A 15,633-nucleotide genomic window follows, 5' to 3' on the forward strand; every position below is an offset into this window, starting at 1 on the left:
TGATCCCTCCTTTTGCCGACTAGCACCCATTTTTCACACTCCATTCGCCGCTCATGTCCCTTTCACGGCGCAACACATCGGGGGACGATCTTTTCCTCTGGCCGCCATGCTTGCCAAAGCCGCACGAACAGCGGAACATCCAAGCGAATGTCCAACAGCCGCTGGCGGTCGGCGAATACGTCTTCGGGTGCCCCTTGCATCACGATCCGTCCTTCGTGCATGACCGCGACGACATCCGCCCACTGCCAGACGAAATCCATGTCATGGGTGGCGATCAACACAGTCGTCCCCGCCTGGTGAATGGCGTCAATTTGTTTGAGAAACTGCTTTGTCTGATGCTGATCCAAATAGGCGGTCGGTTCGTCCAATACGAGCAAGTCCGGCTTGGCCGCCATCGTACAGCAGAGCGTCAGCCATTTTTTCTGTCCGAGACTGAATTGATGGGTCGGGCGGTCCAGCCAAGATTGAAGGTGGTATTCCGCCGTAATCGCGGCAAGCGCCTCCCCCATTTTTTCTCGATCGATTCCGGCATGGACTAAGCTGATCGCCAATTCATCACGCACGAGCGGGGCGAGGATTTGATGCTCCGGGTTTTGAAAGACGATGCCGACTTCACGCCGCCATTGCGTCCAATCAGCGCCGCGTTCATACATGTTGCGCCCTTTCCAATACACCGCTCCTTCCTGCGCCCGCAGCAGCCCGTTCAAATGAAGAAACAACGTCGTTTTGCCGCAGCCGTTTGGCCCGATCAAGGCGCATTTTTTTCGCTCTGGAATTTCCCAATCAATCCCATTCAGCACGTACCGTTCTGCTTGATAAGCGTATTTCACTCGTTCCATTCGCAGCAGCAACGTTTTCACCCTTTCCGCCATGCCCACCCAAGCAGCAAGGCCATGATGATGCCGGCCGCAACATCGACAAGAGGCACATGCGCTTTTTCCCGCTGATGCGTATGCCCAGCCGACGCGACGCCTCCACGCGCCGCAAGCGAACGGCTGAACGCTTCATACGACTGCCACGTTTTCATCCATAGTTGGTACATCAGCATCCCGCCATGCCGCCAATGCGTTCCCCCGCTGCGGGCCCGCAACGCTAGCATCAGCTCTGCGGCCGCCTGCTCGAGCAAAAAGATAAAGCGATACATAAGAAAGCAAAGTTCCACGAGCGCCGCCGGCAGCCGCATTCGCCTCAGCACCGCAATCAAGTCCGGCGCCGGCGTCGTAATGAGAAGGAAAAACAAGCACGACCAGGCGGCAAGGGAGCGGACGGCGAGCTTTGCAGCCGGCTGCAGCTGGCTGTCGATGAAAGTTATTTGAAAAGGAACCGACACGGACACAACGAGCGTCAGCAGGCTGAGCCCTAAAAAAACGGAGGCGGCGAGCATCGCTTTTCCATACACGGAAAACGGCACTCGTGCACGAGCGACAATCCAATACGCCATTCCGATGAGCACAAGCCATTGTTCGCGCCAGCCGCCCATCATGACAACGGCAAGCATAACAAACGCCACGATCAGCTTCCACTCCGCCCGCCATGCCCGCAGCCGGTTGTCATACGCCCAACGGTCAAACTCGCGAATCATGGCTGTTTTTCCGCTCCGAACGCCCTTTGTACAACCCGACGACGTAGCCGATCACGCCGGCGCCAAGCGCGGCTTGCAGCGAGAACAGAAGCGTTTCGACTTCGCCGCCTGGAGGGGTGAAGATCGACTCAAACCACGGCCGGTAATGCGGGTTGAGCGTTTGAATGGCTTTTTCCGCCTGATCGTCCGTTCCACCGAATTCCGATCCGCGCGCCCACCAAAGAGGAATGATGACAAGCAAAGCAGCCAGCAACACGAGCAAGCCATTTTTCTTCATCGCATTACGCCCCCTTTTCCTTTTGGAACAGCGGAGAAGCTTGATAGGAGGAAAGCCAGTTCCAGACGATTACCGTTATGATGCCTTCCGTCACCGCCAACGGCACTTGAGTAATGGCAAAAATGCCGGCGAATTTCAAAAACGAGGCGGTGACTCCCCCATCAGGAGACGGAAACGCCAGGGCAAGCTGCAGGGACGTCATGACATATGTAGCCAAATCAGACAAACAAGCGGCAAGAAACAAAGCCGCTCGATTGGATACCGCCCCTTTTCGGCACAGTTGATACACTCCGTACGCGACGAACGGGCCGACGATCGCCATCGACATCGCATTGGCCCCAAGCGTCGTCACTCCTCCGTGGGCAAGAAGCAGCGCTTGAAAGAGAAGAACGACTGTGCCGATCACCACCATCACCCATGGTCCAAACAAAACCGAGCCGAAGCCGATCCCGGTCGGATGCGAGCTGCTGCCGGTGACGGATGGAATTTTCAACGCCGACAATACAAATGTAAACGCGCCAGCTAACGCCATCAGAAGCTTATGTTCGGGGTGCTGCTTCAGCGTATGCACAAGCCGCCGCAATCCGAACACAAAGAACGGCAAAAACAACAGCCACCAAAACAGCGCCCATTTGACAGGCAAAAATCCTTCCATAATGTGCATGGCATACGCTTCATTTTCATTCGTCAACAAAAAATAAGAAACGAACAAAGCCGCCATTCCGCTCCATCGAACCGCTCTCTTCATTTATCCCTTCACTCCTTTCGCAGCATGTTCCGTTTTCCGTTTTCCGCTTGGCGCCTCCCGTTCGCCGGCTGGCGTCAACACCAATTCGCCTTCGTATTCATACGTCGCCCACTCCCGCATCGGAACCCCCTCACCCAAATGGGCGCGCACAACCTCCTTCGCCCGCTCCGGCGTCATCTGTCGATACCAGATGCCTTGCGGATAGACGATCATCACGCACGCGTCTTGGCATCGTCCGTTGCAGCGCGTCCTTGTTGTATGGACAGCGTCGTCAAGCCCGAGACGGGCGATCTCCTCGCGCACCGCCGTTGTCACATCATCCCCGCCATGGCGGAGGCACGTCCCTCCGTTGCAAATGAGCACATGATGCTTCATTCCCCGCAAATCCCATGTCGCCACCGAATCCCCCCCTTTTTGGCTAGAATGATAGAATTTAGACGCAGACAGACGGGCAGGTTTTCGGCAAAAGAAAAAGCACCTCTACAGCAGAGGTGCAGAAAAATGTATACGAAAGCCGTAAACGGCCCAAACAGGCCCAATGTAGCCATCATTCTCCCGCACGTCTGCCTATAGTCCCGTAGGCATCCGTCCGATCCAAACAAGGCAGGTCTCCTGACTTAGGATCATCGCTTGACGGCGTCTTCCCGAAGCATCCTTCAGTGACTTGCTGCCGCAAAGCTCCCCATCACAGTGGCGGGCACCGTGCCGGATTTTCACCGGGCTTCCCTTTTCACCCAAACCCTAAAGCAGGCTTAGGCACCTTGTCTGTTTCTCGCCTATTGATCTTGTCATGGAACAAGCATCCGTTCTCATCGTAGTACAACTTGATGGCAGGCGTCAACCGTTTTTTGCCGACAGAGTCAGTCAAGACTTTGTGGAGAACATTTTTTCGGTTCACTACGGGCGTTGTCAATCACTAGTTAGCGAACCATTTTCAGGAATTCATATCGTAAGCGCTTTCGGACTCTCATCCCTCATCTTGAGGCGATGATACGATATTCCATTTTTTTACACCCAACCACCATCCCGGAGCGCCGACAACGCTTGATGGATCGGTGTCCCGGATGACCGCTGCAGACACGGTAGATTCTGACGCACCACATCTGCCCATAACCGTCCGGCCTTCCGTTTGGCCTGTTCGATCCGCTTGGACTTTGTTGAGGCCGAGGCCGCCGTTCGGGTCTCTTCTTCCTCCACCAACTGCCCATTTCTCCGCCAAATCCCGTCGATTCGGGCCGCCATCGCCCTCAGAAACGCCCGAAGCCCTTGGTCTTTCCAGCTGCGGCGGGATTTCACCCGATGCGCAAACCGGCTCATCACGCTCTCGGCGTGGCCCATCGGACGCATGCCGGTCGTCTCCACCCCTTGCTCCGACAGCCACTCCCGATAGTCCCGGATGCATCCCGGCATCGACTCGATCCGGCGGATCATGGCAGCCATCTGCTTCTCTTTCGCTTCGTCCTCCAACGTGCCGACCGCGCTGTTCAGCTCCACGAGAAGCCCCTCTTCGTCTTGTTTCGCCAGCTTCTTCCGCACCTCCCGCCAACGCGGATGGCCGGACAGACACTGACGCAGCTCCCGCGCCACATGAAATCGATCCAGCTGAAAGCACGCCCGCTTCCCAAAATACTCCCGGCAGGCCGTGATCCACGACGCCGCGTCGCCGTTGATGATCAACAGGTCCCGGCACGGATCATAGGCATATTCGTTCATCAGCCACTCTTCGAACCGTTCCCACACGTCTCCCTCCCCTTCATGGAGGTAGTGGCGCCGGTTCACGAGCTCGAGCTGCGAACCGTTTCGTTTCCATCCCTCGTGAACCGCCAGGATTTTCTCTTCTTTCGCCCGTTTCCCTTTCCCCTGGCGGGAAATAAACAGTCCATCCGCCTCCACAAACAGCACCCGGCCGTGCCGTTGGGAAACAGGGCGGTGCAGCGAGACAGGGGCCTCCAGCACCAGTTGGCGAATCGCCTCGTGGCTCATGACCGCATACCCCACGATCGACTCCAGCGTACGAGCCGCTTTGCGGTAGGAAGAGCACTCGACGGCCAACTCGACCGCCGTTTCCTCGAGGCAAGGACTGATCGATCGGGCCCCATCAAAGCCTAATTCGGCATCCAGCAAGAAGGTATAGTTCCCCGTTTGCCGGTCATAGTAGTAGTTCCGTCGAAACGTCACTTCTCCAAACAGCGTTTGGATCGTAGTCGGCCGTTTGTCTTTCAGCTGATACCGGCGCTTGTCCCGCGCTTCCGCCAGTTGTTGATCGATCTCCTCCAAAAGGGCCGCCAACAAGACCGCGAACACCTTTTGAAGAGTTCTGACTAATTGTTCCTCCAGCTCTTTTAATAAAGGCCATTCTGTGGTAAGATGTTTCATGGACTCTCTCCCTCCTGTTTTCGGTTGATGTTGACAATCACCATCATAGCAGGGAGAGAGTCCTTTTTGCATGACATTTGCTTTTTTCTACCGCGCTTCGCTTGGTGGCCCCGACGAGCGTCGCGAACAAAAGTTCGCAACCCTCGTCGGGGATCATTTCGGAATGTCACCCACAAATATTTTACTCACACTTGCCGACAAATCTTCGCGGGCGACGACAACACCGTCGGCATCGGCGTACACGTATGCGCCCGGCTCCCAGCGGACGCCGCCGAACTCGAGCACAACGTCGCGGGCGCCTTTTCCTTCTTTTTGGCATTTCGAGCGGGCGTTCCATTTCAACCAGAACGATACATCTCCAACTTGTCCAGGTCTAAGACAAATCCAGCGCCCAGCAATATATCCAATCCTAACAAACCGTTAATCCCCTCATAGTCCATCCCGCTAAAATCAATTTCATACTCTCTTAGCTGGAAAGAATCTAGCTGAATACAGTCTAATTTTTTTGTAAACGCGTACTCTTTCCCACCGATTCCGTAATAAGCCACAATACGATCGCCCGGCTCTACCCGCAAATGAATATCTTCTACTGCATTTTGAGAAATCACTGTTTTCGCCGCACCAGTATCAATCACCATATTATGAATCAACTTAGACCTTCCTTGATAAACGATTTCGATCGATGCAAACAGCAAGCCTTCACGATATTCAATCTGCATAATGAAATTTCCCTCTCAGGCCAATCGCTCCCCGAACTTTTAAAACAATCTCCTTGTGGCTAGTATGATAAACAAGCTGATTCCCTTTCGATTGCAGCAACTCACGAGTTGCATCCTTGTCCGAAACCGTTCCGATAACAGCCACCTCTTCAATGATTTCTTGATCTCCCTCTAAATGGGACTTTAATACTTGTAATTTCACAAATTGATTTGGATACAATGAACGCACTTCCTGCCATTCCATCTCCATCGCCTCAACCTGTTCGTTGTATTGAACGAGACTCGACCGCAGCCGTCAACCATTTTTCGCCAACAAATCTTTGTTGGCGACGACAACGCCGTCGGCATCGGCGTACACGTATGCGCCCGGCTCCCAGCGGACGCCGCCGAACTCGAGCACAACGTCGCGGGCGCCTTTTCCTTCTTTTTTGCTTTTCACTGGGCACGTGCCGATCGCCATGACCCCAAGCGGCATGCGGCCGATTTCCGCCGAATCGCGAATGCAGCCGTGGATGATGATGCCGGCAAGCCCCCGGTCGCAGGCGATTTGCGCCAACCGGTCGCCTAATAGCGCCACGCGGCGCGAGCCTTTTCCATCGACCACGAGCACCGTCCCCGGCGGCACCGTCTCGAGCGCTTCACGGACAAGGACGTTGTCCTCAAACACGTCGACCGTCGCGATCGGCCCGGAAAACATCCGTTTTCCGCCGTACGATTGAAACGAAAGTTCGCACACTTGCAACTCATCTAAACATTGATCGCATAAATCAGCTGTTTTCATGATCCTCTCCCCTTTCGTTTTTTTTCATTCGCCACCATTCGTCAAAATCCTGCCGACACCACATTTTTTTGCGGCGCTGCTTCTGCTCGGGCATCGGATGCGTGTCCTTGCGGGGCCGCTGAAAACGATAAAAAGATGTTCTCGTCCCCGCTTTCCGGCGAACGAAAAAACGGCCCCGCACAACATGGCGGAAGCCGTTTTGGCCGCCGGGACGAACGAGCCCCGTCCGGCGATTCAGCTGGGCTAGCTGGATTCGAACCAGCGCATCACGGAGTCAAAGTCCGTTGCCTTACCGCTTGGCTATAGCCCAACGTTTTGTTGTCGTTTACAGTATGCGGCATGATGGTGCACGTTATGCATCAACCTGAATATTCTTTTGCTTGATGTGCGACACTATCGGTACAAGCACCCTTTCCCCACTATATCACCCCGTTATTCCCCTAACACTTGTTTTCCTGATATGATACTGGAAGGGGAGAGATGTCTATGCGCCGGATCACGGTTTTTCGCATCTATCTTTGCGCATTGTTTTTGTTATCGCTGCCGATCGTCTTAGCGGCCGCGGCTGCCTGGCAGCCACCCAGCCAGCCGAAAACCGCCGTCATCGCCCACCGCGGCGCGTCCGGACACGCGCCGGAGCATACGCTCTCATCCTACCGCCTCGCCGCCCTCATGAATGCCGATTATATCGAAGTCGATGTGCGCGCAACGAAAGACGGGAAGCTCGTTGTCCTGCATGATGCGACGCTCGCCCGGACGACAAATGTCGAAACGGTTTACCCGCACCGGTCGCCATGGCGGGTCAGCGATTTTTCATTGCGTGAGCTCAAAAAATTGGATGCCGGATCGTGGTTCGATCCACGCTTTGCCGGCGAATGCGTTCCGACGCTTGATGAGGTGGTTCGGATGCTGAAAGCGGAACGTGTAAACGTTCCATTGTACGTCGAAACGAAACAGCCCGGCATCGAACGGGCGGTCGCCCGCCTATTGCAAAAACACGGCGTTCTCCAGCGCGGAAGCGTCATGTTTCAATCGTTCCATCCAGAAAGTTTGCAGGCGCTCCGCCCGCTCATCCCGCGCGGCGTCCCGCTCATTCAATTGGTCGGCGAAAAGGAAGCGCGAAGTGGCCGCGACGAGCTGTTGCAACAAATCGCCGTCTATGCCGATGGCATCGGCTTGCCGCTCTCAGCCGTCACCGAAGAGTGGGTGCGCGCCGCCCATGGCCGCGGGCTCATGGTTCACGTCTATACCGTCAATGAACCACACGATCTCGCTCGCCTATGCGCCATGGGCGTGGACGGTGTGTTCACCGATTATCCAGACCGCCCTGGCCGCATTGCCGCCTGCCGTCGTTTGCCCCGTCATTGACCCGCCTTCAGGGAGCCAGGGGGAACTCATTCTTTACATAATGTTATTACGGTTAATAAAAACGAAAATCGTTCCCATTTGATCCGATTCGGTTCATCATTTGAGAAAAAGGAGGTCAGATCGGCGGTCCGCCATCGGTCCGCTTTTTCGCCAAACCTCCCGTCCCCCACTCGTGTTGCTTTCGTCATCGCTTCGGAAACTGAAACGATAATTTCTTCTCGTTTTCATCCCAAACGAGTATGGCGTCAAACGTTTTCTCGCCTTTTTTGAATCCTTTGATGACATTCGTTTTTCCTTGAGAAAGCAGTTTTTTCACATTGGCCGCCGAAATCGATTTGCCGAGAATGCGTTTGGAGATCGTAAACGGGCATTTTGTTTTCGCGTACTGGTCGCAGCCGTACAACGTTCCTTTGTCGATGACGGTCCCGCAGCAAAGCGGGCACGGCCCAAGCTTCTCGCCCATCGTTTTTTTCTTCCTTGTCCGCTGGATCGAGGCGGCGTCAACCCCTCTGAAATTCCAATTCGGCGCGGCGGCGATGGCGTCAGTGACCACTTTTTGCGCCAACTTTTTTACCTGTTCCATAAAGGCGGCGGGCGAGGCGCTCCCTTCGCCGATTTCGCTTAAGCGCTGCTCCCATTTCGCCGTCATTTCCGGCGAGGCGAGGATCGTGCCGCCAAGCGCCTCGATCAACACTTTCGCCTTGTCGGTCGCGTACACGAGGTTCTTTTTCACTTCAATATACTTCCGCTCTTTCAGCATGGTAATGATCGCCGCCCTTGTTGCTTCCGTGCCAAGCCCTTCCGTTTTGGCGAGCACTTTTTCCAGTTCCTCATCGTCCAAAAATTTTCCCGCCGTTTTCATCAAGGTGATGAGTTCGCCTTCTGTATACCGTTTCGGCGGCTCGGTCTTCCCTTCTTTCACCTTGACAGCGGCCGCTTTCCCCGCCTCCCCTCGCTCAAGGGGAGGCAGCGCAGCATCTTTCTCCTCCTCATGCGGACGGATGACGGCGCGCCATCCTTCCTCGACGACTTGTCTTCCTTTCGAAACAAAGCGGGCCCGGCCGTCAACGAGCGTCGTGACGGTCGTATAATCGATGACCGCCGCCTGATGGTGGGCGGCAATTAGGCGGCGGACGACCAAATCGTACACCTTCCGTTCGTCGGCTGACAGCTTCTCGGGATCCACCACTTGCTCGGTCGGGATAATGGCGTAATGGTCCGTCACCTTTTTCTCGTTTACATAACGTTTATTCTGTAAAATCGACGGCTGCGGCAACGGAAAATACGAAGCGTACGCCGGAAACGAGGACAGCTTTTGCAAAATGGCGGGAAACGTTTCCGCTTCCCCTTTCGTCACATGCATCGAATCGGAACGAGGATACGAAACGATCCCTTTTTGGTAGAGTGACTGCAGCACATCAAGCGTCTTTTTCGGCGAGAAGCGATACAACTTGTTCGCTGTCGCTTGCAGCGTCGATAAGTTGAACAACAGCGGCGGCTGATACGTTTTCCGCTCCGTGTGGACGTCGGCGACTTCCGCCCGTTTTCCTTGGCAAAAGGCAGCGATCTTTTTCGCCATCTCCTCGTCCCCAAGACGCGTTTGGCCGTTTTTATCCGTCCATTTTCCTTCATAACGCTTGTCGCCAATGACAAACGAGGCGACGACTTCCCAAAACGGTTCAGGGCGGAACTGCTCAATTTCCCGCTCACGCCGGACGATCAGCGCCAATGTCGGCGTCTGCACGCGCCCGACGGAAAACACATCGTTCATCCCGCGCTCCTTCAGCAAGAGGCTGTACACGCGCGAGGCGTTCATGCCGACGAGCCAATCCGCGCAGGCGCGAGCGTACGCTTCCTCATAGAGCGGGCGCGTCGTCCGTTCATCAAGCAGGCGGCGGAACCCTTCCTCGATCGCCTTCGGGGTCAAGGACGACAGCCAAAGCCGCTTCATCGGCTTGTTCACGCCGCTTAGGCGGATGAGGTTGCGCACAATGAGCTCCCCTTCGCGCCCCGCGTCGCCGGCATGGATGATTTCCGTCACTTCCGGCTTTCGCAGCAATTCTTTCACAACCTTGAACTGTTTCGCCTTCGCTTTTTCGATCTCATACTCAAACCGTTCCGGGATGATCGGCAACGTGCCGAGCGTCCACCGCTTCCACTCCGGCCGATACCGCTCCGGCGGGGCGAGCTGGAACAAATGCCCGATCGCCCATGTCATATACGCCCCGTCGGGAAACAAGTCATTCGGCAAAATTTCGATATAGCCTTGCCGTTTTTTCGTCCGAAAAATCGAGGCGAGCGTCGCCCCTTGGTCCGGCTTTTCCGCGATAATGACCTTCATCGTCCTCTCCCCTTACGGCACATCATGCCCCATGGAGCTTTGTAAGATAGCGAACCATTGCTCGCGGGAAAGCGGAAGCGACAACGCCCGCACCGCCCGCTCGATGCGTTCTCGTTTTCCCGAGCCGACAATCGGCATCATCCGCGCTGGATGAACGAGAAGCCACGCGTACAACACTTCGTCGATCGTCTCAGCGCCCACCTCACCCCGCACTTGTTCAAGCGTCCCGCGCAACCGCACCGCCCGGTCATCGTCAGCGGAAAAAATCGCCCCGCCGGTGAGCGGCGACCATACCATTGGCGGAATGCGCTTCTCAAGGCAAAGGTCAACGGTGCCGTCTTCAAGATTTTCCAACCGATACGCCGATACTTCGATTTGGTTGGTCACGAGCGGAAACGGCAAATACGACTGAAGCATTTCCCACTGCGAACGTTTAAAGTTGGAAACGCCAAAATAGCGCACTTTTCCATCCTGCTTGAGTTGGAGAAACGCCTCGGCCACCTCTTCCGGGTTCATAAACGGATCCGGGCGGTGGATAAGCAATACATCAATATAATCGGTATGGAAGTGTCGAAGGGATTGCTCAACCGAAGCGATGATATGATTTTTGCTTGTATCGTATAATTTCATCCCGTACTTCGATGGCAGCTTGATGCCGCATTTCGTCACGATCTCGATCTGACCGCGCAAGCTTGGCTTTAACGCCAGTGCTTCGCCAAAGCGCGATTCACACGTATAGTCGCCGTAAATATCAGCATGGTCAAACGTCGTAATGCCGCGCTCAAGACAAAATTCAATGAGCCCGAGCAGCTGCTCGCGCGAATAGCCCCAGTCCGCAAGCCGCCAACAGCCGTGAATGAGGCGGGAAAACGTCAAATCGTCCGCCAACCGAATTCGTTCCATTGATTGTCTCCCTTTCTTTATTTTTGGCTAAAATCGTTCCGCTTGCGCATACTACCAACAAGAGGAAAAAACGGAAAGGACGTGATGATATGAAGCGCTGGCTTCTTGGGCTCGCCGCTGTGCTTCTTTTCGCCTCCCCATGGCCGGCATCAGCCGCCGAAACCGCATACGAATGGAACCTAGCCGACATTTATCCATCCGAAGCCGAGTGGATGCACGACTACAAGGCGGTGCAAAACGCCTTGCCGAAACTGGCGGCGTTTGAAGGAAAACTCGATGATGCAAAGACGATCGCCAAACTGTTCGCCCTCAACGAACAAACGGCCCGCAAGCTCGAAAAACTGTCGCTTTACACCCATTTAAAACGCGATCTGAACATTGAAGACGAGGCAGCGGCCCGGCTTGGGGCAAAAGTGGAAGCGCTCGCCGCCCAATATGCGGCGAAAACAGCGTTCATCGAGCCGGAACTGCTCGCCCTACCCGAGCGGACGCTCAAGAAGCTCCAAACGAGCAAAGAGCTGAAAGCGTACCGCTATTACTTCCATGAGTTGCGCGAGCAAAAGCCGCATACGCTTACGAAACGCGAAGAACGGCTGCTCGCGAAACTATCGCCGGCGCTCGGCGAGGCGGAGAACATTTATGACCACGCCGCCCGCGGCGATTACGAGCCGCCGTCTGTCACGATGCCGAACGGAAAAACGGTGACATTGACCGACGACCAATACGCCGCCATGCTCGAGCACCCGGACCGCCGCTATCGAAAGGCGGCGTTTGAAGCGAAAGCGAAAAGCTATGAGGCGCTCGAGCAGACCGCCGCGGCGACGCTGTACGCCTCGGTCAAAGCGGATGAATTGTATGCGAACGTGCGCCGCTATCCATCCGGCCTGGCCGCCGCGCTGGCCGCCGACGATGTCCCGAAGGAAGTGTTCGACAACTTAATCGCCGCCACCCGCCGCCATTTGCCGGCGCTGCACCGCTATATCGAATTGCGGCGGCGCGCGCTCGGGCTTGACCGCGTTCACAGCTATGATTTGTACGTGCCGCTTGTCGGCGAAACGGCGAAATCGATCCCAGTTGAAACAGCGAAAACGTTCATTGTCGAAGGGCTCAAGCCGCTCGGCGCCGACTATATCAAACAGGTGCACCGAGCGTTTCAAGAGCGATGGCTTGATGTCTTCCCGCGCCCGAAAAAATATACCGGCGGCTACAACACGGGAGCGTATGACACCCATCCGTTCATCTTGCTCAATTACAACGGTTCGCTTGATGGCGTATTGACGATGGCCCACGAGCTTGGGCACGCCATGCATTCCGTCTACACGAACCGCGCGCAGCCGTACCATTATTCCGGCCATTCGATTTTCACCGCCGAAGTCGCCTCGACCGCAAACGAATGGCTCATGCTCGATTATTTATACAAACAGGCAAAAACAAAAGAAGAAAAACTCCGCCTGCTCGTCGAACAAATCGAGCAAATCCGCGGCACGTTGTACACGCAAGTGATGTATTCCGAATTTGAGCGGATCATTCATGACAAAGTGCGCCAAGGCGGCAGCCTGACAGCGGACGAACTGAACCAGCTTTGGCTTGGCTTGCTCAAAACGTATTACGGCCCGGCGTACGCCGCCGATCCCGGCGCCGCGCGCGGCTGGCTGCGCATTCCGCATTTTTATGACGCCTTTTATGTATACAAATATGCCACTTCGCTCGCGGCGTCGTACACCATTGTGAGCGGCATCCAAACCGATGCAAGCGGCAAGGCGGTGAAGCGGTACAAACAATTTTTGCGCTCCGGCGCATCCGATGACCCGATCCGTCTGCTCAAACGTGCCGGAGTGGATATGACAAGCCCCGAACCGATCGAGCGGGTCTTAGATCATTTCGCCGAACTCGTTGACGAACTCGATCGACAGCTGCCAAGCCAAAACCGTCAGCGGTCTATATAGATGCAATTTAAAGCTTTAACATTTTTCGTCTTTGCCGGTCATTGCATCCGACTGTCGAGTGACCGAACAACGCCGCTTAAAGACCCATGAATGGGTCTGTGAAGCGAGTCGTTGTTCGGTCTTCCGTCACGCTAAGGCGTGACGGAGGCAAGCCACACGCTTGCCTTCGACAGTCAAAAATGGGCAAACCACTTTTCTGTCAAGGATATGTTAAACTTCTTTGTTGCATCTATATACATGAAAGAGGTGTCCCGCGCCGTTCGGGACACCTTTGTTGTTGCGGCGGAAAAAAGAATATCGCTTTGCGTTGCAACGCGCGGGACCGGTTAAGGCGGTCGATCGCGCACAAAGCGACACCATGCGCTTGCCCCGCAGCCAAGACGGTTATTCACTTAAAGATGCGCCGGCAATTTTTTCTTTCACCTTGCGGATGTTTTCCATCTTATTGTCCCAACACGCTTGGCTCAAATCGACGGGATATTGCTCGGGATTGAGCGTCCGTTTGTACTCCTCCCAAAACAAGCGCAAGCTTTCTTTCGCATACGCTTGAATGTCCGGAAGCGGGGGCGACGTATACACCAGCCGGCCGTTGTCGAAGATCGTCACATGCAAATCACGCGCTTCGAAATTGGTGACGAATTTGCTGATGAACGTGTACACCGGATGGAACATTTTCAGCCGCTCTTCTTGCTGCGGGTTTTCGCTCTCTAAGGCGATGTAGTCGCCTTCCGCTTTATGGTTGATTTTGTTGACGATGCGGTACACCCGCTTCAGCCCCGGCGTCGTCACTTTTTCCGGATTGCCGCTGATTTTGATCGTATCGACCATCTCACCGCGTTCGTTTTCGATCGCCACCATTTTGTACACGGCGCCGAGCGCCGGCTGATCGTACGCCGTAATGAGTTTGGTGCCGATCCCCCACACATCGATTTTCGCCCCTTGCGACTTCAAGTTTAAAATCGTATCTTCGTCCAAATCGTTTGAGGCGAAAATTTTCGCGTTCGGAAATCCGGCTTCATCGAGCATTTTCCGCGCTTCTTTCGACAAATAGGCCAAATCGCCGCTGTCGATGCGGATGCCGATAAAGTTGATTTGGTCGCCCAGCTCCTTCGCGACGCGAATGGCGTTTGGCACCCCGGACTTTAACGTATCGTACGTATCGACAAGAAAGACACAGTCTTTATGGCGGCGTGCATACTTCAAAAAGGCCGTGTATTCATCCTGATACGCTTGAATCATTGAATGGGCGTGCGTTCCGGCGACCGGAATGCCAAACAGCTTCCCGGCACGCACGTTTGATGTCGCCTCAATCCCGCCGATATACGCTGCGCGCGCGCCCCAAAGCGCCGCATCCATCTCCTGCGCCCGCCGGCTGCCGAACTCCAAGGCCGGCTCATCCCCGAGAATATGCTTAATGCGCGACGCTTTCGTGGCGATGAGCGTCTGAAAATTGATGATGTTTAAAATGGCGGTTTCAATGAGCTGCGCCTCCGCAAGCGGCGCCTCAATGCGCATAATCGGCTCGTTGGCAAACACCACTTCCCCTTCGCGCATCGAACGGACCGTGCCGGTGAAGCGAAGCGTCCGCAAATAGTCTAAAAAATCGTCGCGGTAACCAAGCTCTTGGCGCAAATAGTCGATGTCGCTGTCAGAAAATCGGAACTGCTGCAAAAACTGAATGACGCGCTCCAACCCAGCGAACACCGCATAGCCGTTGCCAAACGGCAGCTTGCGGAAAAACACTTCAAACACAGCGCGGCGCTCATGCATACGATCTTCCCAATACGTCTCGACCATATTGATTTGATATAAGTCCGTATGAAGCATCAAACTGTCATCAGCATATGTCTTCATGAATTGCTACCTCCAACACACGAATGACGGCGCCGCCGAATAAAACAATGTTCATCGTCTATTCTATCACGTTTTCTCCATTATTCCACTATTTCCGCGCCTAGCGTATGGCGAAAATGGCGGAGCGCCCATTCGTGTCCCGCCGCGTCGAAGCTCGCCACCGCCCGCCGGTGGACGACGATGCGAAATCCTTTGTTGTACGCATCGACCGCCGTATGAAGAACGCAAATATCGGTGCAGCAGCCGACCAAATGCACTTCCGTGATGCCTCTTTCCCGCAATTTCAGCTCCAAATCGGTCCCGGCGAACGCGCTGTAGCGCGTTTTGTCCATCCAATACACATTGTTTTTATGCTTGTTCCCCTGATACACCGCCTCGAGCTCCCCGTACAGCTTTCGCCCCTCCGTCCCTTCAATGTTATGCGGCGGAAACAGCTTCGTTTCCGGATGATAGTCGTCTCCCGCCACATGCTTGTCAATGGCAAAGACGACAAAATCACCGTTGTCAATAAACTGTTTCGTCACCCGCACGAGCTCTTTTTCAATCGCCTGCCCCGGTTTCCCGCATGTAAGCGCGCCATGATCGGCGATGAAATCGACGGTGTAGTCGATGTTAATGAGCGCCTTGTTCATTCCCGTTCACTCCTTTTCCTCTTCCTGCATGGTCGGGTTGCTGTTTTTTCATCCCGCCTACATCTTGTTGGGCTTTTCTACCATTATACCATAGCAATATGGACAG

The 15,633-nt window shown here is 54.9% G+C and carries 15 protein-coding genes, 1 tRNA gene, 1 pseudogene and 1 riboswitch; of the genes and pseudogenes, 2 read left to right on the forward strand and 15 right to left on the reverse strand.

The genetic code is table 11. The features are described from left to right. Nucleotides 1–62: 62 nt before the first annotated feature. The 11 genes and pseudogenes from QWV57_RS09095 to QWV57_RS09145 all read right to left on the reverse strand — a co-directional run bounded on the left by QWV57_RS09095 (nt 63) and on the right by QWV57_RS09145 (nt 6,793). Nucleotides 63–851 carry an energy-coupling factor ABC transporter ATP-binding protein gene (locus QWV57_RS09095; RefSeq protein WP_011231296.1) on the reverse strand — a complete coding sequence of 263 codons (789 nt, stop codon included), beginning with the start codon at nt 849–851 and terminating at the stop codon, nt 63–65. Nucleotides 852–856: 5 nt separating this feature from the next. Further along, nucleotides 857–1,582, reverse strand: a complete 726-nt coding sequence (locus tag QWV57_RS09100; protein ID WP_011231297.1) for an energy-coupling factor transporter transmembrane component T family protein — start codon at nt 1,580–1,582, stop codon at nt 857–859. Then, nucleotides 1,566–1,859: an energy-coupling factor ABC transporter substrate-binding protein gene (locus QWV57_RS09105; RefSeq protein WP_011231298.1), complete on the reverse strand. Its 294-nt coding sequence runs from the start codon at nt 1,857–1,859 to the stop codon at nt 1,566–1,568. The genes QWV57_RS09100 and QWV57_RS09105 overlap by 17 nt, the downstream gene beginning before the upstream one ends. A 4-nt stretch (nt 1,860–1,863) precedes the next feature. Continuing rightward, on the reverse strand, nt 1,864–2,607 hold the full coding sequence (locus tag QWV57_RS09110; RefSeq protein ID WP_020754781.1) for an energy-coupling factor ABC transporter permease: 744 nt from the start codon (nt 2,605–2,607) through the stop codon (nt 1,864–1,866). Then, complete coding sequence (locus QWV57_RS09115) at nt 2,608–3,006, reverse strand: (2Fe-2S) ferredoxin domain-containing protein (protein ID WP_011231300.1); 399 nt, start codon at nt 3,004–3,006, stop codon at nt 2,608–2,610. It lies immediately after the preceding gene. Between the two features lie 186 nt (nt 3,007–3,192). Beyond that, nucleotides 3,193–3,386, reverse strand: a riboswitch (cobalamin riboswitch). 229 nt (nt 3,387–3,615) lie between these two features. Then, entirely contained in the window at nt 3,616–4,983 is a 1,368-nt protein-coding gene (locus tag QWV57_RS09120) for an ISLre2-like element ISGsp3 family transposase (RefSeq protein ID WP_015374689.1), read from the reverse strand. A 153-nt stretch (nt 4,984–5,136) separates the two neighbouring features. Continuing rightward, nucleotides 5,137–5,304, reverse strand: a pseudogene (locus tag QWV57_RS09125) (RraA family protein); the annotation flags it as partial. 17 nt (nt 5,305–5,321) lie between these two features. Next, nucleotides 5,322–5,702 carry a retropepsin-like aspartic protease gene (locus QWV57_RS09130; protein ID WP_008880146.1) on the reverse strand — a complete coding sequence of 127 codons (381 nt, stop codon included), beginning with the start codon at nt 5,700–5,702 and terminating at the stop codon, nt 5,322–5,324. Next, entirely contained in the window at nt 5,692–5,946 is a 255-nt protein-coding gene (locus QWV57_RS09135) for a hypothetical protein (RefSeq protein ID WP_008880145.1), read from the reverse strand. Before QWV57_RS09135 ends, QWV57_RS09130 begins: the two co-directional genes overlap by 11 nt. Nucleotides 5,947–5,997: 51 nt before the next feature. Beyond that, entirely contained in the window at nt 5,998–6,483 is a 486-nt protein-coding gene (gene rraA / locus QWV57_RS09140) for a ribonuclease E activity regulator RraA (protein ID WP_081212809.1), read from the reverse strand. Nucleotides 6,484–6,721: 238 nt separating this feature from the next. Beyond that, nucleotides 6,722–6,793, reverse strand: a tRNA-Gln gene (locus tag QWV57_RS09145). 176 nt (nt 6,794–6,969) lie between these two features. On the opposite strand from QWV57_RS09145, the gene QWV57_RS09150 reads away from it, so the two are divergent. Continuing rightward, entirely contained in the window at nt 6,970–7,851 is an 882-nt protein-coding gene (locus QWV57_RS09150; protein WP_190300123.1) for a glycerophosphodiester phosphodiesterase family protein, read from the forward strand. Between the two features lie 184 nt (nt 7,852–8,035). Here QWV57_RS09150 and QWV57_RS09155 read toward each other — a convergent pair whose 3' ends face one another. Both QWV57_RS09155 and QWV57_RS09160 read right to left on the reverse strand, forming a co-directional pair. Continuing rightward, complete coding sequence (locus tag QWV57_RS09155; protein ID WP_301099531.1) at nt 8,036–10,192, reverse strand: DNA topoisomerase III; 2,157 nt, start codon at nt 10,190–10,192, stop codon at nt 8,036–8,038. A gap of 12 nt (nt 10,193–10,204) precedes the next feature. Continuing rightward, nucleotides 10,205–11,095, reverse strand: a complete 891-nt coding sequence (locus QWV57_RS09160) for an aldo/keto reductase (RefSeq protein ID WP_020756606.1) — start codon at nt 11,093–11,095, stop codon at nt 10,205–10,207. A gap of 89 nt (nt 11,096–11,184) precedes the next feature. Between QWV57_RS09160 and pepF the strand changes: the two genes are divergently transcribed. Further along, complete coding sequence (pepF, locus tag QWV57_RS09165) at nt 11,185–13,041, forward strand: oligoendopeptidase F (protein ID WP_301099536.1); 1,857 nt, start codon at nt 11,185–11,187, stop codon at nt 13,039–13,041. Nucleotides 13,042–13,425: 384 nt separating this feature from the next. On the opposite strand, the gene QWV57_RS09170 is transcribed toward pepF, so the two are convergent. Further along, complete coding sequence (locus QWV57_RS09170; protein WP_015374911.1) at nt 13,426–14,895, reverse strand: nicotinate phosphoribosyltransferase; 1,470 nt, start codon at nt 14,893–14,895, stop codon at nt 13,426–13,428. An 80-nt stretch (nt 14,896–14,975) separates the two neighbouring features. Next, complete coding sequence (locus QWV57_RS09175; protein WP_015374912.1) at nt 14,976–15,527, reverse strand: cysteine hydrolase family protein; 552 nt, start codon at nt 15,525–15,527, stop codon at nt 14,976–14,978. Nucleotides 15,528–15,633: the final 106 nt, after the last annotated feature.

Origin of the sequence: Geobacillus zalihae, from assembly GCF_030414215.1 — a bacterium.
Classification (GTDB): Bacteria; Bacillota; Bacilli; order Bacillales; family Anoxybacillaceae; genus Geobacillus; species Geobacillus zalihae.